Here is a 17,598-nt window from a genome sequence, read left to right on the forward strand (position 1 = left end):
CATGTCGAAGGAGCGCGCGCGGCGGCGCGAGGAACGCCTCGCCGTGCATGAGAAGGAGAAGGCCGCCCGCGCCCGCAAGGTGGCGCGGCGGCAGCGGCGGCGTCAGCTGGTCAAGCGCCTGACCCCGCAGACCCGCAACGCCGGTCGGCTGCATCGCCGCGGCCGGGGCGAGCGGATCGGCATCGTGCTCGTGCCCGCGGTGGCCGTCGCCGCGGTCTGGCTCTTCGTGCCCGAGATGTCGCTGCGGATCGTGCTGACCGCGGTGCTCGTCCTCGCCGCGCCGGCCCTCGTGGTTGTCGTACTAGGCCGCAAGGCCGGATAACAGGAGAAGAAATGACGCTTGAGCTGCTGCCCGCCGTCGACGTCGCGGACGGTCAGGCCGTCCGTCTCGTGCAGGGCGCCGCCGGCTCCGAGACGACCTACGGCGACCCGCTCGACGCCGCGCTGGCCTGGCAGAACGACGGCGCCGAGTGGGTGCACCTGGTCGACCTCGACGCCGCCTTCGGGCGCGGCTCGAACGCCGAGCTGCTGGCGAGCGTCGTCGGCCGGCTCGACGTCAAGGTGGAGCTGTCCGGCGGCATCCGCGACGACGAGTCGCTGACCCGGGCCCTGGCCACCGGCTGCGCGCGGGTCAACATCGGCACCGCCGCGCTGGAGGATCCGGAGTGGTGCGACCGGGTCGTGGCCGAGTACGGCGACCGCGTCGCGATCGGCCTCGACGTGCGCGGCCGCACGCTCTCGGCCCGCGGCTGGACCCGCGACGGTGGCGACCTCTACGAGGTGCTGGCCCGGCTCGACAAGGCGGGCGCGTCCCGCTACGTCGTCACCGACATCACCAAGGACGGCACGATGCGCGGCCCCAACCTCGACCTGCTGCGCGAGGTGTGCGCCGCCACCGACAAGCCGGTCATCGCCAGCGGCGGGGTGTCCACCCTGGACGATCTGCGCGCCCTGGCCACCCTCGAGCCGGTCGGGGTCGAGGGTGTGATCGCGGGCAAGGCGCTCTACGCGGGCGCGTTCACGGTGCGGCAGGCGCTGGACGTGCTGTCGCAGCCCTGATCCACGACTGCCGCAGGGCCTCCACGGCCGCCCCGATCGCCGGGCGGGCCGCGGAGGCCTCGCGCCAGGCGACCACGACCCGGCGCTTCGGCTCGGGCGTGACTTTCACAACCCGTACGCCCGGGGGAAGCTCTTTTGATCGGGCCAGCCGGGGGATGACCGCGACGCCCAGCCCGGCCGCGATCAGGGTCAGCTGGGTCTCGAACTCGCCGACGTGGAAGTCGGGCTGCACGCCGGGGATCGCACGCAGCAGCCATTGGTGGCAGACGTCGCCCGCCGGGGCCGCGATCCACCGCTCGCCGGTCAGCTTCGAGCGCGTGACCGTGTCGCCGAACCGGTGCCCGCTCGGCACGATCAGGTCGGCCACGTCCCAGCCCAGCTCGACGTGTGTGACGCCGGTGGGGTAGCGCAGCGCCACCTCGGGCCAGTCGTCGAGCACGGCCAGGTCGGCGTGCCCACGATGCAGCACCTCGAGACCCTCGTGCGGGTTGACCTCGACCAGCCCGGTGCTCAGCTGCGGGTGCTCCGAGGCCAGGCGATGCAGCGCGTACGGCAGCAGGGCGCGGCACGCCGTGGCGAAGGCGGCCACCGTGAGCCGCCCGGTGACCGTGTCGCGATGCGCGGCCAGCGCCGCCTCGGCCTCGTCGACGGTGGCCAGCACCTTCTCGGCGTGCCGGGCCAGCACCTGGCCGGCCTCGGTCAGCCGCAGCCGCCGGCCGTCCTTCTCGACGAGTGTGGCCCCCGTCTCGCGTTCGAGCTTGGCCAGCTGCTGCGACACCGCCGACGGCGTGCAATGCAGCGCTTCGCCCGCCGCCAGCACCGTCTTGTAGCTGGCCACGGCGTGCAGGGCTCGCAGGCGACCCAGGTCAATCATGCAGTCAGGCTACAACTTCGATGTAGCAGTATTCGATAGTGCTTAACGGTTGAACGGCCCAAGCTGGGCCCATGAGACCACGCGACATCGGGCTGGCCGTCGCCGTCATGGCGATCTGGGGCTTCAACTTCGTCATGATCGACGTCGGTCTCGACCACTTCCCGCCGCTGCTGTTCAACGCGCTGCGCTTCACGCTGGCCGCGTTCCCGGCCGTGCTGTTCGTCGGCAGGCCCCAGGTGCCGTGGCGCTGGATCATCGCGGTCGGCCTGATCCTCGGCGTCACCAAGTTCTCGCTGCTCTTCGCGGGTATGGCGGCCGGCATGCCCGCCGGGCTGAGCTCGCTGGTGCTGCAGAGCCAGGCCGTCTTCACGGTGGTCTTCGCCGTGCTGCTGCTGCGCGAGCGCCCGCGCCCGGTGCAGATCGCCGGCCTGGTCGTCGCGGCGGCCGGGGTGGGCCTGGTGGCGACCCGGATGGGTGCCGCGTTCGGGGCGTTCCTGCTGGTCGTGGGCGCGGCCGCCTGCTGGGGGCTGTCGAACGTCGCCACCCGCAAGGCGTCCCCGCCCGACACCCTGCGCTTCATGGTCTGGGTCAGCGCCGTCGCCTCGGGCCCCCTGATCGTGCTGTCGCTGCTGGTCGACGGGCCGTCGGCCGACCTGGCCGCGCTGCGCTCGTTCGACCTGTCCGCGCTCGTGGCCCTGCTCTACGTCGGGCTGATCTCGACGCTGGTCGGCTTCGCGGTCTGGGGCAACCTGCTCAACGCGTACGGCGCCTCGACCGTCGCCCCGTTCTCGATGCTCGTCCCGTTCTTCGGCATGGCCTCGGCCGCGATCTTCCTGGGCGAGCGGATCCACGCCGTGGACGTCGCCGGGGGAGTGCTGGTGATCGGCGGCATCCTGCTGGGACTGGCCAAAAAGCCAGTTCCCGGGCTGGTTAGGGTAGAAGCATGACGGTTGCCGTGCGCGTGATCCCCTGCCTCGACGTGGACGCGGGACGCGTGGTCAAGGGGGTCAACTTCGTCGACCTGCGCGACGCCGGCGACCCGGTCGAGCTGGCCGCGGCGTACGACGAGGCCGGCGCCGACGAGCTGACCTTCCTCGACGTGACGGCGTCGTCCGACGACCGCGGCACGATGCTCGACGTCGTCAGGCGTACGGCGGAATCGGTCTTCATCCCGCTGACGGTGGGCGGCGGCGTGCGCTCGGTCGAGAACGTCGACGTGCTGCTGCGGGCCGGCGCCGACAAGGTCGGGGTCAACACGGCCGCGATCGGACGGCCTGAGCTGATCCGCGAGATCGCCGAGCGGTTCGGCAACCAGGTGCTCGTGCTCTCGCTCGACGTGCGGCGCTCCGCCGAGCAGCCCAGCGGGTGGGAGGTCACCACGCACGGCGGGCGGCGCAGCGCGGGGCTCGACGCGATCGAGTGGGCCTCGCGGGTCGCCGACCTGGGCGCCGGCGAGATCCTGCTCAACTCGATGGACGCCGACGGCACCAAGGCCGGGTTCGACCTCGACCTGATCGCCGCCGTCCGCAAGGTGGTCGACATCCCGGTGATCGCCAGCGGCGGCGCGGGCAAGGTCGAGCACTTCCCGCCCGCGGTCACGGCCGGGGCCGACGCGGTGCTCGCGGCCAGCGTCTTCCACTTCGGCGAGCTGACCATCGGCGAGGTCAAGGATTCGCTGCGAGCGACCGGCACACCCGTACGCTGAAATCGGTCCTTGACCTTGACCCTGGGGCAGGGTCCGACGCTTTCCGCATCACCAAGATCATGACTACGCCGATGCGGTTTGTGCCGGTCGGCGACGGGGTGTTCGCGCTCGACGGGATCCCGCTGGAGGGCCTCCCGCCGTACTATCTCGTGTCTTATCACGACAATGCCGCGTATCGCTTGTCGGGCGGGCGCATGACCCGGCGGGTCTGACACGATGCGGACCATGGCGCGTCTCCTGACGATCGGCAAACTGGCGGCGTTCGCGGGCGTCACCGTCAAGGCCGTCCGCGTCTATCACGACCGCGGCCTGCTGCCCGAGCCCGATCGCGACGACCCGCGGCTGCCCGGCCTGGCCGCGCGGACCCGCTCCTGGTACGCGTCGCGCCCGCCCGTGGAGGACCTGCCGCCCGACCCGGTCGCGGCCGCCTCGCCCGCATGGGCCCGGATCGCGGAGCTGGCTTCTTTCCCTGAGCCGGTCCGCTTCCTCGCTGAGCCGGCTCGATGAGTCTCGGCCCCGCGCCTCAGCGGCTCGGCGTTCCCGTGGAGCTGGCCCGGCGGCTGGTCGACACCCAGTTCCCGCAGTGGTCCGGCCTGCCCATCCGCCCTGTGGCCAACGGCGGCTGGGACAACCTGACCTTTCACCTGGGCCCCTCGATGTCCCTGCGGCTGCCCAGCGCGGCCGAATACGCGCAGGCCGTGGCGAAGGAGCATCGCTGGCTGCCGGTCTTCGCCCCGCTCCTCCCGCGGCCGATCTCGGTGCCGCTGGCCCTGGGCGCGCCCGGCGAGGGATATCCGTTCCCGTGGTCGGTCTACCGATGGCTCCCCGGCACACCCGCCCGCGCCGCCGACATCGCCGACCCGATCCGGTTCGCGCTCGACCTGGCCTCTTTCCTGAGCGCGCTACAAAGCGTCGACCCTGCTTCCGGCCCGGAGCCGGGGACCCACAACTGGTTCCGGGGCGGGCCGCTGCGGGTCTTCGACGGGCTGGCCTCGGACGCCCTGGCTTCGCTGGACGGCGTCATCGACGTGGGGCGGGCCCGGGAGATCTGGAAGCAGGCGATGGAGGTGCCGTGGGACGGGCAGGTGCGCTGGTTCCACGGCGATGTGGCGTCGGGCAACATCCTGCTCCTCAACGGGGAACTGGGCGCAGTAATCGACTTCGGCACGTGCGGGGTGGGCGACCGGGCCTGTGACTACGCCGTGGCCTGGACGCTGCTGACGGCGGCCGGGCGCGAGGCGTTCCGGGATCGGCTGGCCATCGACGAAGACTCCTGGCTGCGGGGGCGAGGCTGGGCCCTGTGGAAGGGGCTCTCGAACTGCGCGAACTCGCTCGACGAGTCGGGCCGGCCGTCGGCGGAGACGCTGCACGTATTGAACGAGATCTTCGCCTATTAGGTATCTGTGTTTGTAGGGGTCCCATAGTTGACCCACCACCATCAGACCCCCCGCCCTGGGGGAACGATCGGGAACCCTACCGCCGAGCCACCGCCGGAAACCGGGTTATCCACAGGCCGGCGACTTACATTGACTGGGAATGTACTGAGAAAACGCGGGAAGTGGCCCCGGTCACAGCAACGGTCAAACCCGCCCATTCCCCGTACGGGATCATGGCCGTGCTGCCCACCGGGCACGTTTCACGTCGTGAGACGGGGCGGAGTGGCGGTCGATAGACTTGACGGGATGATCCCCGGTCGCGGCCGGTGCCGGGGCGGCACTAGCCCTCCCGCCGCCGTGCCAATACCCTCACGGTTACTCCGAAGTTAACTCCCCCGCGAAATCTGGACATAAGGCGGCGCCGATGGCAGTTGAGGTTCCCTACCGGTCGATCCCCGACATGTTCTTCAAGCGTGTGGCCGCCACCCCCAACGGCCAGGCGTTCGCCGTGCCGAATGCCGATGACACGGGCATGGTCTGGTTCACGTGGGCGCAGGTCGGCGAGCGGGCCTCGGCGATCGCGGCGGGCCTGCGCGACCTCGGTGTCGGCCTCGAGGACAGGGTGGCCATCCTCTCCGGCACCCGCTTCGAGTGGGTCCTGGCCGACCTGGGCATCAACTGCGCCGGCGCGGCCACCACGACGGTCTACCCGACGACCGAGCCCGAGGACGCGAGCTACATCATCTCCAACTCCGGGTCGAAGGTGCTGATCGCGGAGAACGCGAAGCAGGCCCTCAAGATCGCCGGGGTCGACACCGACGTCACGAACGTCGTGCTTCTCGACGGCCCGGCCGACGCGGGCGCCACCCCGCCGCAGATGACGCTGGCCGAGCTCGAGGAGCGGGGCGCCGCCGTCCTGCGCGAGAAGCCCACCCTGATCGACGAGGTGGTCGAGAGCATCGGCCCCGAGCATCTCGCCACCCTCATTTACACCTCCGGCACCACCGGCCGCCCCAAGGGTGTGCAGCTGCTGCACGCGGGCTGGACGTGGGAGGGCGTGGCCCAGCAGGATCTCGGCCTCTTCGAGTCGACCGACCTGCAATACCTGTGGCTGCCGCTGTCGCACTCGTTCGGCAAGACGCTGCTCTGCGGCATCATCCACGTGGGCGTCCCGACCTATGTCGACGGCCGCGTCGACAAGCTGGTCGACATGCTCTCGGTGGTCAAGCCGACGCTGATGTGCGCCGCGCCCCGCATCTTCGAAAAGGTCTACAACAAGACCGTCACCACGGCGCTGTCCGGCAGCGGGGCCAAGGTCAAGATCTTCCATTGGGCCGTGGCCACCGGCAAGCAGAAGGTCGAGCTCGAGCAGGCCGGCAAGCCGCTACCCGGCGGGCTCAAGCTGAAGTACGCCGTGGCCGAGCGGCTCGTCTTCTCGAAGCTGCAGGAGCGCCTCGGCGGCCGGCTGCGCGTGCTGGTCAGCGGTTCGGCGCCGCTCAGCCGCGAGATCGCCGAGTTCTTCGCCGCCGCCAACCTGCCGATCATGGAGGGCTACGGCCTGACGGAGAGCAGCGCGGCCAACTTCGTCAACCGCCTCGACAAGCTCAAGATCGGCACGGTGGGCCTCCCGCTGGGCGACCTCGAGTGCAAGATCGACTCGGACGGCGAGGTGCTGCTGCGCGGCAAGCCGGTCATGCGGGGCTATCACGACCTGCCCAAGGAGACCGCCGAGGCCTTCACCGAGGACGGCTTCCTGCGTACGGGGGACATCGGCGAGGTCGACGCGGACGGCTTCCTCAAGATCACCGACCGCAAGAAGGACCTGGTCAAGACGTCGGGCGGCAAATACATCGCCCCCAGCGCCATCGAGGGCCAGTTCAAGGCCGTGTGTCCGTACACGTCGCAGGCGGTCGTGGTCGGCCAGGCCCGCAACTTCGTCACCATGCTGATCTCGCTCGACGAGGACGCGATCAAGGGCTGGGCGGCGAACGGGCCCCTCGCGGGCAAGAGCTACGAGGAGATCGTCGCCGCGCCCGAGACCGAGAAGATGGTCGGGGGTTACGTGGACGAGCTCAACGCCAAGCTCAACCGCTGGGAGACGATCAAGAAGTTCGCGATCCTCCCGCGTGACCTCAGCATCGAGGCCGGCGAGATCACGCCCTCGATGAAGATCAAGCGCCGCTCGGTCGAGTCCAACTTCGCCGAGCAGATCGACAAGATGTACGCGGGCTCACTCGCCCAGATCTGAGCACACCGCACAAGCCGAAGACCGGTTTCCCCGTACGAGGGAACCGGTCTTTCGGTTTTATGCGGCGATCTCGACGGCGGCGATGCGGGACGGGTCGGCCACCTGCTCGATGCCGGCGATCCAGCCCGCCTCGTCGTCGAATGAGAGCAGGAAGGCCACCCGGACCTTCCCGTCGGCCATCCACACCAGCCCCGGTACGCCGTCGAGCAGCGCGACCGTCGCCGCGTGGGCCCGCCCGTTGAACACCCCGGCCACCCCGGCGGCGCCGTTGACCAGCGCGTTGGCCCCCATCCGGACGGACGCCGGATCGGCCCGCAGCACCACCTCGGGATCGAGCAGCGTGAGCAGCCGGTCGAAGTCGCCGCCCTGCGCCGCGGCCAGGAACGCCTCCACGATCTCGCGCCGGCGGACCGGATCGCCGGCCCCCTCCGCCGGCTGGCCCTGCACCCGCCGCCGGGCCCGGCTGGCCAGCTGACGGGCCGCGGCCGGCGAGCACCCGACGATCGCGGCGATCTCGGGGAACGGCACGCCGAACGTGTCGTGCAGCACGAAGGCCAGCCGCTCGCTCGGCCCCAGCGTGTCGAGCACCAGCATCAGCGCGGGCCCGATGGCGTCGTACTGGATCGCGTGGTGTTCCGGCCCCGGCGCGGCGACCGGCAGATCCTCGGGCAGCTCGGCCGGATCCTCCCGGCGCGACGTGCGTGAGCGCAGCATGTCGAGGCAGATGCGGGACACGACGGTGGTGAGCCAGCCGGTCAGGTTGCCCACGTCGCCGGTGTCGCTGCGGCTGAGGCGCACCCACGCCTCCTGCACCGCGTCGTCCGCCTCGTCGGCCGAGCCGAGGATGCGCTGAGCGACCGTACGCAGGTGGGGCCGATCCCGCTCGAAGCGGGCGGCCAGCACGTCGAGCTCGTTCATCCTCGCTCCCCACCCCGGTTGTGAAGCAGGCCTTAGGCTACGACGATGCCTGAGGTTCCGCGGTCCCTCGAACAGCGCAAAGCGGACGTACTCACCAGACTGGGTAGTCCGGTAGCCGACGCATGGGTGTCCACCGCCGGCGGCGACGAGCCCTATCTGGTGCCGCTCACCCTGGGCTGGTTCCGCGAGCGGTTGTTGCTGGCCACGAGCCGCACGTCGCCCACCGCGCGCAACCTCGAGGCGAACGGCCGGGCCCGGGTGGGTTTCGGCCCGACCCGCGACGTCGTCGTGATCGACGCGGTGCTCGAGGCCACCCTCCCGGTCGCCGAGGCACACGACGAGGGCGCCGCCTACGCCGACCAGAACGACTGGGATCCCCGTACGGCCGGGGAGGCGTACGTGTTCCTCGTGCTGCGACCGGAGCGGATCCAGGCGTGGCGGGAACTCGACGAGATTCCGGGCCGCGTGGTCATGCGTTCCGGGGCCTGGGTCGTCTAGGCGATCACGGAGGGTGTGCGCCACGACGGGACGGACGCCCGGTCCAGGTCGTGCCGCACCGAGGCGATCCGGCGTACGGCCTCGGTCAGGTCTTCCCCCGGCAGCGTGAACGGCAGCCGCAGGAAGCGCTCGAGCGTGCCGTCAAGACCGAAACGAGGACCAGGCGCCAGCCGTACGCCGACATCCTCCGCGGCCCGGGCCAGCGCGCTCGAGATCGGCCCGTCCAGCTCCGCCCACAGCGACGCCCCGCCCCGCGGCAGCACGAAGCTCCACTCCGGCAGCAGCCGCCGCAGGGTCGCGGCCAGCACGTCCCGCCGTTCCCGCAGCCGCAGCCGCCGCTCGCCGAGCACCTGCGCGGCCTGGTCGAGCAGCCGCACGGCGACGAGCTGCTCGAGCACCGGGCTGGCCATGTCGACGCCGACCCGGATCGCGGCCAGGCGCTGCACGAGCGGGGCCGACGCCCGCACCCAGCCGATCCGCAGACCACCCCAGTAGCCCTTGCTCATGCCGCCGATCGACACCACCCGCGAGTGCCGGTCGAACACGGCCACCGGCGGCGGCATCTCCTGCCCCTCCAGCGCCAGGTCGACCCACGACTCGTCGACCACCAGCTCCGTACCGGTGGCGTGGGCCGTGGCGGCCAGGCGCTCGCGCAGGTCGGCCGACATCAGATGCCCGGTCGGGTTGTGAAACTCCGGGATCACGTACGAGAGCCGGGGCCGCGTCTGCCGCAGCGCGCCCAGCAGCATCTCGCCGTCCCAGCCGGTCTCGGCGTCCAGCCCGTGCGTGTTGATCCGGGCCCGCCGGGCGGCCAGGGCGGCCAGCGCGTTCGGATAGGTCGGCGCCTCCACCAGCACGGGCGAGCCGGCCGGCACCGAGAGCCGCAGCACCAGGTCGAGGGCCTGCTGGGTGCCCGCCGTGATGAGGATCTGCTCGGCCGAGGTGGCCACGCCGCGCTTGCGATAGCCCTCGGCCACGGCGTCGCGCAGCTCCATCAGGCCGGTCGGGTGATAGCCGGCGCTGCCCAGATAGCGCGGCAGGTCGTCGGCGGCGGCCCGGGCGGCCGGGACGAGCTCGCCGGGCGCGGCCGACGCGGCCACCCCCAGGTCGATCATGTCGTGGTCGTCGCCCGCGGCCCACAGCCCCGAGGTCGCGACCCGGTGGCCGTGGGGGAGCGTGGTCCAGCTGCCGGCGCCGCGGCGGCTCGTGAGGTGGCCGGTCTCGCGCAGGGTGCGATAGGCGGCGCTGACCGTCGTGCGGCTCACGGCGAGCGACTCGGCCAGCTCGCGCTCGGCCGGCAACCGTACGCCCAAGGGCAGCCGCCCGTCGCTGAGCAGACCCCGCACCGCCGCGGCGAGGGCGGCGTAGTCCGGGCTGCGATGCCGCCCCGGCAGGGAGTGCCACTGACCGAGCAGGCGTGCCAATTGGCCCCCGCGTATCGTCGTGGTCACATCCACCTCCGGGGAATTGGCTCTTCAGCTTCGCACAATTGGCCCTCAGAGTGGCATTCATGGAACCGAGTGGCAACGGAGATCGTCGTCTCACCCGTCGCATAGTCCAGCTCTTCGCCGGGCTCGTGCTCTACGGCGTCAGCATGGCCTTCATGGTGGAGTCGGCGCTCGGCCTCAACCCGTGGGACGTGTTCCACCAGGGCCTGTCCGAGGTCACCGGCATCAGCTTCGGCTGGGTCGTGATCCTGCTCGGCATCCCGATCCTGCTGCTGTGGATCCCGCTGCGGCAGAAGCCCGGCTTCGGCACGCTGGCCAACCTGGTCGTCGTCGGCTTCGCGGTGGACGGCGCCCTGGCCGTGCTGCCCGCGGGCGGCACGATCCCGGCCCGGATCGGCTACCTGGTCTGCGGCATCCTGCTCAACGGGCTGGCCACCGGCCTCTACATCGGCAGCCGCTTCGGCCCCGGCCCGCGCGACGGCCTGATGACCGGCATCGTCGGACGCTTCCCGCGGCTCTCCATCCGGCTCGTGCGCACCACCATCGAGCTTGTCGTCCTGGGGGTGGGTTTCCTGCTCGGCGGCACCGTCGGCATCGGCACCCTGGCGTACGCTCTCGCCATCGGCCCGCTCGTGCACGTCTTCCTGCCGTGGTGCACCGTCCGCACCCGGGCCCCTGAGGCGCAGGCGCTCGCGCACTGACCCTCACGTTCACTCATCGGTGGCTTGTGTCCTGATTGGACTGAGCGATTTGCCCATCTGATTCGGTTTAGCACCCAAGATCATCGGTCACAGCTTTGTGATCATCGCGACACATTCGCTTCCCGGCGCCCGGCAGTCACGGCATCATTGCCGCATGGGGGCTGGCGACTGGCAATGGAACGACGCTTGGATCTTCGTGTCCGCGGTCATAGCCGAACGCCTCGAACGCGACCGGGCCCTGCACGCCGCCCTGCCCATGGCCGGCGCGAGCCTGGCCGACGTGCTCGCGGCCGCCGACTTCCTGCACCACAGCGTCCCCAGTCGGGCCGAACTGGAAGAATCCGTACGGCGGTTGGCCGGTGCGGGGCTCCTGCTGGTCGAGGATGATCTGGTCGAGGTGGCGCCGGCGGGGGAGCAGTTGTGGCGTAGCCGGCCCTTCAGCGGGTTGTCGTCCGCGGTGATGACGCTGCAGACCCAGCTGAACCGGGCGGCCTCGCCGGGGGACGCCGAGTGGGATCTGGACGAGCAGACTTACAACGCCGCCGTTCGTGAATACAGCCATCGGCTGGCGGACGGGCGCTGAAGTCTCTGGTCGCTGAAGCTGGAGTTTCGTCGGCGGGCGCACTGAATCGACGGCCTCTGACGGTCTCAGTTGCCGCGCGCTGCGTCAGTCCGGCCCGTAGCGCTTCGGCCCGCCGCCCCGCCAAGATCAGGCCCAACCCAGAGGCCCGCCCTCCACCGGGGGCCCCCGTCCACTGGCCATTCTATCGAGATTCCGCGATCTTCACGGCTGCCCTGTGGGTATCCCGAGATTGTGGATATCGACTAGGACCGATGCGCGGGTCGGGGTTATCCACAGCGCCGACTTATCCACAGGCACCCACTCCAAGATCTGCCGAAGCGACGACAATGGGCGGTGGCGGAGGCCCCCGGTGGAGGGCGGGTCCTATTCCGGCGTTGATCTTGAGTCGGGGGCGGAGTCGGGTCCGGCACGGGCGGGATCAGGCACGGGCCTGGGCAGGCACGGGCACGGGCAGGCATGGGCAGGTACGGGCACGGGCAAGCACGGGCAAGCACGGGCGCGGGCAGGCGCGGGCAGGCACGGGCGTGGGCAGGCGCGGGCGCGGGGGCAGGCACGGGCGCCGGGGCAGGCACGGGCGCCGGGGCAGGCGCGGGCCGGGGCAGGCGCGGGCGGGCAGGGGGCAGAGCTAGGTGCTTAGTCGGCGTCAAAGCCAGGTCCGGCGTCGAAGCCGAAGCCTGGGCCAGGAAGCGACCAGACTGCGGACCGACGACCGGGACGCTGCGAGCGAACTCGAGGTTTGCGGCGGCAGGGCGGAAGCCGAGGACAGGACCAGCGCTGAGGCGAGGTCGGGGCAAGAGGGACCGGCGCTGAGGCGAGGTCAGGGTGAGAGGGACCGGCGCTGAGGTGAGGTCAGGGCGAGAGGGGCCAGCGCTGCGGTGAGGTCAGGGCGAGACGGGCCAGTGCTGAGGTGAGGTCGGGGCAAGAGGGACCGGCGCTGAGGCGAGGTCAGGGCGAGACACCAGAGCCGGCGGCAGGGCCAAAGCCGAGTACAAAACCGGAGCAAAAGCTAGGCCGGTACGGATTCCTCGATCGGGCGCATGTTGCGGATCGCCGGCGAGAACGTGGCAGTAAGCGCCGACGCCGAAACGGCCCCCGCGAAGAGCAGCACGCTAGCGGTAGGCGTCCAGACGGTGACGAACACCCCCGCCAGCAACGGGGCAGCGGCGGCGGCGGACATGGCGACCAGGAAGATGACGCTCAGCACTCGGCCCTGCAGGTGGTCGGGGGTGATGGCCGCCTGGTAGCCGAACAGGGCCGCGTTGCAGGCCGGGCCCACGAGGATGGCCAGGGCCACCGGCACGGCCGCGGCGACGCTCATCGTGAGCAGGGCGCTGACCGTCAGGAACAGGGTGGCGGCCCAGCCCAGGCCGCGGATCAGGGCGGCGAACGACAGGCGGCGCAGCAGGGCGGGGGCGGCCAGGGCGCCGATCAGGCCGCCCGCGCTGACGATCGTCTCGGTCAGGCCGATCACGCCGGGGGCCACGTCGTGGCTTTGCAGCGTGACGATGATGGTGAAGATCGACCCGTACAGGGCGAAGTTGAGCGGGGCCGCGATCAGCAGCACGGCCCGCAGAAACGGGTTGCCGAAGACGAACTGGATGCCTTCCAGCAGGGCTTTCGTGTGGCTGGGGGGATGGTCGGGGCGGGCCGTCTGCAGCGGTTTGCGGATCAGCGCCACGCCGATCAGCGAGGCCAGGTACGACACGGCGTTGCCCAGGAACGGCAGCGCGTGGGCGATCCCAAAGAGCAGCCCGCCCAGCGGTGGCCCGGCCAGTGAGGTGCCGTAGCTGCGGGCCTCGTTGCGGGCGACGGCGTCGGGCAGCTGGGTGGCGGGCACGATGCTGCGCAGCGAGGCGTGCTCGGTGGTGTTGAACAGCGAGCCGCAGACCGCGTCGATCACCGCCACGACGATGATCGCGGGGAGAGCGGCCTGGTCGAGCGCTACGGCGAGGGCCAGGCCGACGAAGGCCAGCAACCGCACGATGTCGCAGGCCAGCATCGCGTGGCGGCGGTTGACCCGGTCGGCCAGCACCCCGGCCGGGAGGCGGCAGAGCAGCTTGGTGGCCTGGGCCGCGGTGCCGACCGCGCCCGCCTGCACGGCCGAGCCGGTCACCTCGAGCACCAGCAGCGGGATGGCCAGCAGGGCGATCGCCCCGCCCAGGTCGGACAGGCACTGGCTGGTCCACAGCAGGGTGAACTCGCGGTTGCGCCACAGGCTGGTCCCGGCGGAGTTCACCTCTTGGAGAATATGTACTGCATTCGATCCCCGCCGCCCGTGAGAGGGCGGGGCGTCCGGGAAAGCCCGAACGCCCCGCGAAAACTACTGAACGACGAAGAGCAGGCGGTTCGGGGAACCGGTGCCCGGGTTGGTCACGACCCCGGTGGTGGCGTTGGTGACGAGGCTGTCGCGCACCTGGGCGGGGGTGTAGCCGGTGTTGCGGGAGAGCACGAGCGCCGCCGCGCCGGCCACGTGCGGGCTGGCCATCGAGGTGCCGCTGATCGTGCTGGTCGCGCTGTTCGAGTTGTACCAGGCCGACGTGATCGACGAGCCGGGCGCGAAGATGTCCAGGCAGGTGCCGTAGTTCGAGTAGCTGGCCCGGGCGTCCGTGCTGGTCGTGGCGCCGACCGTGATGGCCGCGGCGACCCGCGACGGCGACGAGTTGCAGGCGTTGGCGGTCGAGTTGCCGGCCGCGAGGGCGTACGTCACCCCACTGTTGATCGACGCCGCGACCGCGTTGTCGAGTGTGGTGCTTACGCCGCCACCCAGGCTCATGTTGGCCACGGCCGGCTTGACCGCGTTCTGAGTCACCCAGTTGACGCCCGCGATGACGCCGGCCGTGGTGCCGCTGCCCGAGCAGTTCAGCACGCGCACGCCGACCAGGCGCACACCCTTCGCCACCCCGTACGTGGTGCCGCCGACCGTGCCCGCGACATGCGTGCCGTGGCCGTTGCAGTCGACCGCGCCGCTGCCGACGGCGTCGTAGCCCGCCCGCGCCCGGCCCCCGAACTCGTTGTGCGTGTACCGGATGCCGGTGTCGATGATGTACGCCGTCACGTTGGACGCGGTCACCGGATAGGTGTAGGTCGTGCTCAGCGGCCGGTTCCGCTGGTCGATCCGGTCGATGCCCCACGTCGCGTTGCTCTGCGTGGCGTTGAGCGAGATGGTCTGGTTCTGCTCGACGTACGCGACGCCGGGGCTGGCCGCGAGCTTCTTGGCCTGGGCCTCCGACATGGACGCCTCGTACCCGTTGATCACGGGCAGGCTGCGCTTGAGGCCGGTGGTGACCGAGGCGCCGGGCTTCATCACCACGATGTAGCTGCCGGCGATCGCGTTCGCGGTTCCGGCGAGGCGGATGTCTCCGGTGGCGGGGGCGGCCACGGCTGGGGTGCCGGAAGCCACGACGGCGGTGACGACGGCGAGCAGGCCGGCGGCCACGATGCGGGGAGTCGCCATGCTGATCCTCTCTGAGCCGACTGGGGTTTGAAGAGATGGATGTCGATACAGCTAGGCCGAGCGTAAGCGGGGACTCGCCCGATCGCCGCATATCGATTGGGCCATAGTGCGCAGAATGAACACGTGGACCTGATCATTCGGCTCGACGGCGCCGACGGGAAGACGGCCGCGGTCTATCGCGCGTTACGCACGGCGATCGTCGACGGCCGGCTTCCGGCGGGGGAGCGACTGCCTCCGACCAGGGCACTCGCGGCCGACCTGGGCGTGGCCCGGGGCAGCGTCGCCACCGCGTACGAGCGCCTGGCCGCAGAGGGCTATCTCAAAACCAGAGTCGGAGCGGGCACCTTTGTCGCGATCAAAGCGGTAAAACGGACGCATCGAAGGAGTGCAACGGATCCGATCAGGCCTCGCGAAGGCTGGACCTTCAGCCCGCTGGAAACAAGCGGCGCAACGACAGAACCCCGCTACGACTTCCGAAGCGGAATCCCCGACGCCAACCTCTTCCCGTTCGACGCCTGGCGCCGCCTGATCACCGCCGAGCTCCGCCTGAGGGCCAACAACCCCGGCACGTACGGGGATCCGGCCGGACACCCGGGGCTGCGCGAAGCCGTAGCCCGTTACCTGGGCGTCTCCCGCGGCGTCCGCACCACCGCCGCCGACGTGATCGTCACGAACGGCGCCCAGCACGCGTTCGACCTGATCGCCCGCGTGCTGGTCAAGCCGGGCGACGTGGTCGCGGTCGAGGAGCCCGGTTACCCGCCGGCCCGCCGCATCCTGGCCGCGATCGGCGCGAAGGTGACCGGCGTCCGGGTCGACGACGAGGGCCTGGTCGTCGCGGACCTGCCCGCGCACTGCCGGCTCGTCCACACCACCCCGTCGCACCAGTTCCCGCTCGGCCGCGCGATGAGCCTGGCCCGCCGCCGCGAGCTGCTCGACTGGGCCCGCACGCGGCCCGCGGCGATCGTCGAGGACGACTACGACAGCGAGTTCCGCTTCTCGGCCCGTCCCCTCGAGCCGCTGCACAGCCTCGACACGGCCGGTCGCGTGCTCTACGTGGGCACGTTCTCCAAGAGCATGCTGCCGGCCCTCCGTACGGGCTTCGTGCTCGCCACCCCGGGCCTGCGCGACGCCCTGGTCGCGGCGCGCCAGCTCGGCGACGGCTACGGGCAACCGGCGGTGCAGGCGGCGCTGGCCCGTTTTCTCGACGAGGGGCTGCTCGCGCGGCACGTCCGCAGGGCCGGCCGGGCGTACGGGGAAAGGCACGCCCGGATCGCCGAGGCGCTGGCCGCGATGCCGGGGCTCGACGTGCTGCCCTCGGCCGCCGGGCTGCACCTGACCGCGCTGACCGGCGCCGACTCGACCGCGGTGGTGTCCGCGGCGGCCCGCGCCGGTCTGGTCGTCGACGACCTGCGCGCCTACTCGGCCTCCACGCCCGCGCTGACCGGGTTCGTCTTCGGGTTCGGCGCCACCGACTCCGCACTGATCGACGAGGGGATGGCCGTGTTCGCGGACGTCCTGGAACGCCAGGCCTGATAGGCCAGCGACGCCGCCACGATCACCAGGCTCAGCAGGGCCGGCGCGCCGTTGAGCCAGAGCAGCCCGGCCACCGCGACGAACGAGATCCCGGCCACGACCCGCCACGGCCCGGCGGGCAGCAGGCGCAGCGCGGCCGCCGACCCGATCACGTAGACCAGCGTGAAGCACCCGGTGACCAGCAGCAGCGAGGTGTGCAGGCTGAGCGGCAGCGCGGCCGAGGCCAGGCTGAGCAGGAAGACGGTGAGCAGGGCCCGGCGCGGCGTGCGGCCCATCCACACCGGCAGCGCGCCGTCGCGGGTCAGGGCCGCCCCGAGCTGCGAGGCCCCGGCCAGGTAGGCGTTGACCGCGCCCACGGTGAGCAGCACCGCCACGATCGCGGTGAGGATCCGCACCGGGCCGCCGACCCCGGCCGCGAGCAGGTCGGCCAGCGGCGCCGGGCTCGTGCCGAGGGCCGGGCCGAGCACGAGCACACTGGTCACCGCGACGGCCAGGTAGAGCAGGCCGACCAGCACGACCGCGATCGCGGTGGCCCGGGGCACGTCCCGGCGCGGGTCGCGATACGAGGCGGCCAGCGACGACACCGCCTCCCAGCCGGCGAAGCCCCAGACCAGCACGGCGGCCGCCGAGCCGACGCCGGACCAGCCGTGCGGCGCGAACGGGGTCAGGTTGTCCCAGTTCGCATGGGGTAGCGCGGTCAGCACGGTGATCAGCAGCAGCGCGGCCAGCACCCCGGTCAGCACCAGCTGGACCCGGCCCGAGACCCGCACGCCGTACCAGTTCATCGCGAACACCGCGGACACGATCGCCAGGAACGTGAGCAGGACGGTGACGTGGCCGCCCCCGATGATGTCGGCCACGTAACCCCCGGCGAACGCGGCCGCGGCGGGCGCGCCCAGCGGCACGGCGAAGAAGAAGGTCCAGCCGATCGCGGCGCCCACGCGCGGGCCGAACGCGAGCCGGACGTAGGTGGAGACGCCGCCGCCGTCCGGGTGCCGGGCGCCGAGCGCGGCGAAGGTCAGGGCGAGCGGCGCGGAGAGGACGATCAGGGCGAGCCAGGCGACGAGCGAGGCGGGACCGGCGACCTCGGCGGCCAGGGCCGGCATCGAGATCACGCCGGTGCCGAGGACGGCGCCGACGCAGAGCGCGGTGCCCTGGGCCAGGGAGAGTCCGGAGTTCTGAGCCATGACCCCACGCTAGG

At 71.5% G+C, this 17,598-nt stretch carries 17 protein-coding genes and 1 pseudogene; 12 read left to right on the plus strand and 6 right to left on the minus strand.

Features of this window, described 5'->3' with window-relative positions:
- The first annotated feature begins 1 nt into the window (after position 1).
- Positions 2 to 322 carry a hypothetical protein gene (locus JKJ07_RS20095; protein ID WP_202993112.1) on the plus strand — a complete coding sequence of 107 codons (321 nt, stop codon included), beginning with the start codon at positions 2 to 4 and terminating at the stop codon, positions 320 to 322.
- 11 nt (positions 323 to 333) lie between these two features.
- Positions 334 to 1,059, plus strand: coding sequence for a bifunctional 1-(5-phosphoribosyl)-5-((5-phosphoribosylamino)methylideneamino)imidazole-4-carboxamide isomerase/phosphoribosylanthranilate isomerase PriA (gene priA / locus JKJ07_RS20100; protein ID WP_202993113.1), 726 nt, complete (start codon positions 334 to 336; stop codon positions 1,057 to 1,059).
- Here priA and JKJ07_RS20105 read toward each other — a convergent pair.
- Entirely contained in the window at positions 1,019 to 1,933 is a 915-nt protein-coding gene (locus JKJ07_RS20105; protein ID WP_202993114.1) for a LysR family transcriptional regulator, read from the minus strand. The two genes, priA and JKJ07_RS20105, sit on opposite strands and share 41 nt — an antisense overlap.
- 71 nt (positions 1,934 to 2,004) lie before the next feature.
- On the opposite strand from JKJ07_RS20105, the gene JKJ07_RS20110 reads away from it, so the two are divergent.
- From JKJ07_RS20110 to JKJ07_RS20135, 6 genes and pseudogenes are all read left to right on the plus strand, one after another.
- Positions 2,005 to 2,880 (plus strand): EamA family transporter, encoded by an 876-nt coding sequence (locus JKJ07_RS20110; RefSeq protein WP_202993115.1) that lies wholly within the window; start codon positions 2,005 to 2,007, stop codon positions 2,878 to 2,880.
- Positions 2,877 to 3,638, plus strand: coding sequence for an imidazole glycerol phosphate synthase subunit HisF (gene hisF / locus JKJ07_RS20115; protein ID WP_202993116.1), 762 nt, complete (start codon positions 2,877 to 2,879; stop codon positions 3,636 to 3,638). Before JKJ07_RS20110 ends, hisF begins: the two co-directional genes overlap by 4 nt.
- A gap of 59 nt (positions 3,639 to 3,697) precedes the next feature.
- Positions 3,698 to 3,850: a hypothetical protein gene (locus JKJ07_RS20120; RefSeq protein WP_202993117.1), complete on the plus strand. Its 153-nt coding sequence runs from the start codon at positions 3,698 to 3,700 to the stop codon at positions 3,848 to 3,850.
- A 13-nt stretch (positions 3,851 to 3,863) separates the two neighbouring features.
- A pseudogene (locus tag JKJ07_RS49975) lies at positions 3,864 to 3,971 on the plus strand (MerR family DNA-binding transcriptional regulator); the annotation flags it as partial.
- A gap of 170 nt (positions 3,972 to 4,141) precedes the next feature.
- On the plus strand, positions 4,142 to 5,035 hold the full coding sequence (locus JKJ07_RS20130) for an aminoglycoside phosphotransferase family protein (protein ID WP_202993119.1): 894 nt from the start codon (positions 4,142 to 4,144) through the stop codon (positions 5,033 to 5,035).
- Between the two features lie 403 nt (positions 5,036 to 5,438).
- Positions 5,439 to 7,262, plus strand: coding sequence for an AMP-dependent synthetase/ligase (locus tag JKJ07_RS20135; protein ID WP_202993120.1), 1,824 nt, complete (start codon positions 5,439 to 5,441; stop codon positions 7,260 to 7,262).
- Positions 7,263 to 7,319: 57 nt separating this feature from the next.
- On the opposite strand, the gene JKJ07_RS20140 is transcribed toward JKJ07_RS20135, so the two are convergent.
- Positions 7,320 to 8,180 (minus strand): sigma-70 family RNA polymerase sigma factor, encoded by an 861-nt coding sequence (locus tag JKJ07_RS20140; protein ID WP_202993121.1) that lies wholly within the window; start codon positions 8,178 to 8,180, stop codon positions 7,320 to 7,322.
- 45 nt (positions 8,181 to 8,225) lie between these two features.
- On the opposite strand from JKJ07_RS20140, the gene JKJ07_RS20145 reads away from it, so the two are divergent.
- The gene (locus JKJ07_RS20145; RefSeq protein ID WP_202993122.1) at positions 8,226 to 8,678 is read left to right on the plus strand and encodes a pyridoxamine 5'-phosphate oxidase family protein; all 453 of its coding nucleotides are present in this window, start codon (positions 8,226 to 8,228) and stop codon (positions 8,676 to 8,678) included.
- On the opposite strand, the gene yczR is transcribed toward JKJ07_RS20145, so the two are convergent.
- The gene (yczR, locus tag JKJ07_RS20150) at positions 8,675 to 10,129 is read right to left on the minus strand and encodes a MocR-like transcription factor YczR (RefSeq protein WP_202993123.1); all 1,455 of its coding nucleotides are present in this window, start codon (positions 10,127 to 10,129) and stop codon (positions 8,675 to 8,677) included. The two genes, JKJ07_RS20145 and yczR, sit on opposite strands and share 4 nt — an antisense overlap.
- 59 nt (positions 10,130 to 10,188) lie before the next feature.
- Between yczR and yczE the strand changes: the two genes are divergently transcribed.
- Entirely contained in the window at positions 10,189 to 10,827 is a 639-nt protein-coding gene (gene yczE / locus JKJ07_RS20155) for a membrane protein YczE (protein WP_202993124.1), read from the plus strand.
- A gap of 154 nt (positions 10,828 to 10,981) precedes the next feature.
- A complete protein-coding gene (locus JKJ07_RS20160; RefSeq protein WP_202993125.1) occupies positions 10,982 to 11,410 on the plus strand; it encodes a hypothetical protein in 429 nt (142 codons plus the stop codon).
- A 1,006-nt stretch (positions 11,411 to 12,416) separates the two neighbouring features.
- Here JKJ07_RS20160 and JKJ07_RS20165 read toward each other — a convergent pair.
- Complete coding sequence (locus JKJ07_RS20165; protein WP_202993126.1) at positions 12,417 to 13,646, minus strand: MFS transporter; 1,230 nt, start codon at positions 13,644 to 13,646, stop codon at positions 12,417 to 12,419.
- An 84-nt stretch (positions 13,647 to 13,730) separates the two neighbouring features.
- A complete protein-coding gene (locus tag JKJ07_RS20170; protein WP_202993127.1) occupies positions 13,731 to 14,864 on the minus strand; it encodes a S8 family peptidase in 1,134 nt (377 codons plus the stop codon).
- 123 nt (positions 14,865 to 14,987) lie between these two features.
- On the opposite strand from JKJ07_RS20170, the gene pdxR reads away from it, so the two are divergent.
- Positions 14,988 to 16,397, plus strand: coding sequence for a MocR-like pyridoxine biosynthesis transcription factor PdxR (gene pdxR, locus JKJ07_RS20175; protein WP_202993128.1), 1,410 nt, complete (start codon positions 14,988 to 14,990; stop codon positions 16,395 to 16,397).
- Here the strand turns inward: pdxR and JKJ07_RS20180 are convergent.
- A complete protein-coding gene (locus JKJ07_RS20180) occupies positions 16,280 to 17,584 on the minus strand; it encodes an APC family permease (RefSeq protein WP_202993129.1) in 1,305 nt (434 codons plus the stop codon). The two genes, pdxR and JKJ07_RS20180, sit on opposite strands and share 118 nt — an antisense overlap.
- Between the last annotated feature and the right edge of the window lie 14 nt (positions 17,585 to 17,598).

This window comes from Paractinoplanes lichenicola (assembly GCF_016785085.1).
GTDB lineage: Bacteria > Actinomycetota > Actinomycetes > Mycobacteriales > Micromonosporaceae > Actinoplanes > Actinoplanes lichenicola.

Coding starts and splice junctions, on each gene's coding strand:
- JKJ07_RS20110 (WP_202993115.1), top strand. CDS start 2,005: ATGAGACCACGCGACATCGGGCTGGCCGTCGCCGTCATGGCGATCTGG.
- JKJ07_RS20135 (WP_202993120.1), top strand. CDS start 5,439: ATGGCAGTTGAGGTTCCCTACCGGTCGATCCCCGACATGTTCTTCAAG.
- JKJ07_RS20160 (WP_202993125.1), top strand. CDS start 10,982: ATGGGGGCTGGCGACTGGCAATGGAACGACGCTTGGATCTTCGTGTCC.
- yczE (WP_202993124.1), top strand. CDS start 10,189: ATGGAACCGAGTGGCAACGGAGATCGTCGTCTCACCCGTCGCATAGTC.
- JKJ07_RS20130 (WP_202993119.1), top strand. CDS start 4,142: ATGAGTCTCGGCCCCGCGCCTCAGCGGCTCGGCGTTCCCGTGGAGCTG.
- priA (WP_202993113.1), top strand. CDS start 334: ATGACGCTTGAGCTGCTGCCCGCCGTCGACGTCGCGGACGGTCAGGCC.
- JKJ07_RS20140 (WP_202993121.1), bottom strand. CDS start 8,180: ATGAACGAGCTCGACGTGCTGGCCGCCCGCTTCGAGCGGGATCGGCCC.
- JKJ07_RS20170 (WP_202993127.1), bottom strand. CDS start 14,864: ATGGCGACTCCCCGCATCGTGGCCGCCGGCCTGCTCGCCGTCGTCACC.
- JKJ07_RS20145 (WP_202993122.1), top strand. CDS start 8,226: ATGCCTGAGGTTCCGCGGTCCCTCGAACAGCGCAAAGCGGACGTACTC.
- JKJ07_RS20180 (WP_202993129.1), bottom strand. CDS start 17,584: ATGGCTCAGAACTCCGGACTCTCCCTGGCCCAGGGCACCGCGCTCTGC.
- JKJ07_RS20105 (WP_202993114.1), bottom strand. CDS start 1,933: ATGATTGACCTGGGTCGCCTGCGAGCCCTGCACGCCGTGGCCAGCTAC.
- hisF (WP_202993116.1), top strand. CDS start 2,877: ATGACGGTTGCCGTGCGCGTGATCCCCTGCCTCGACGTGGACGCGGGA.
- JKJ07_RS20120 (WP_202993117.1), top strand. CDS start 3,698: ATGACTACGCCGATGCGGTTTGTGCCGGTCGGCGACGGGGTGTTCGCG.
- JKJ07_RS20095 (WP_202993112.1), top strand. CDS start 2: ATGTCGAAGGAGCGCGCGCGGCGGCGCGAGGAACGCCTCGCCGTGCAT.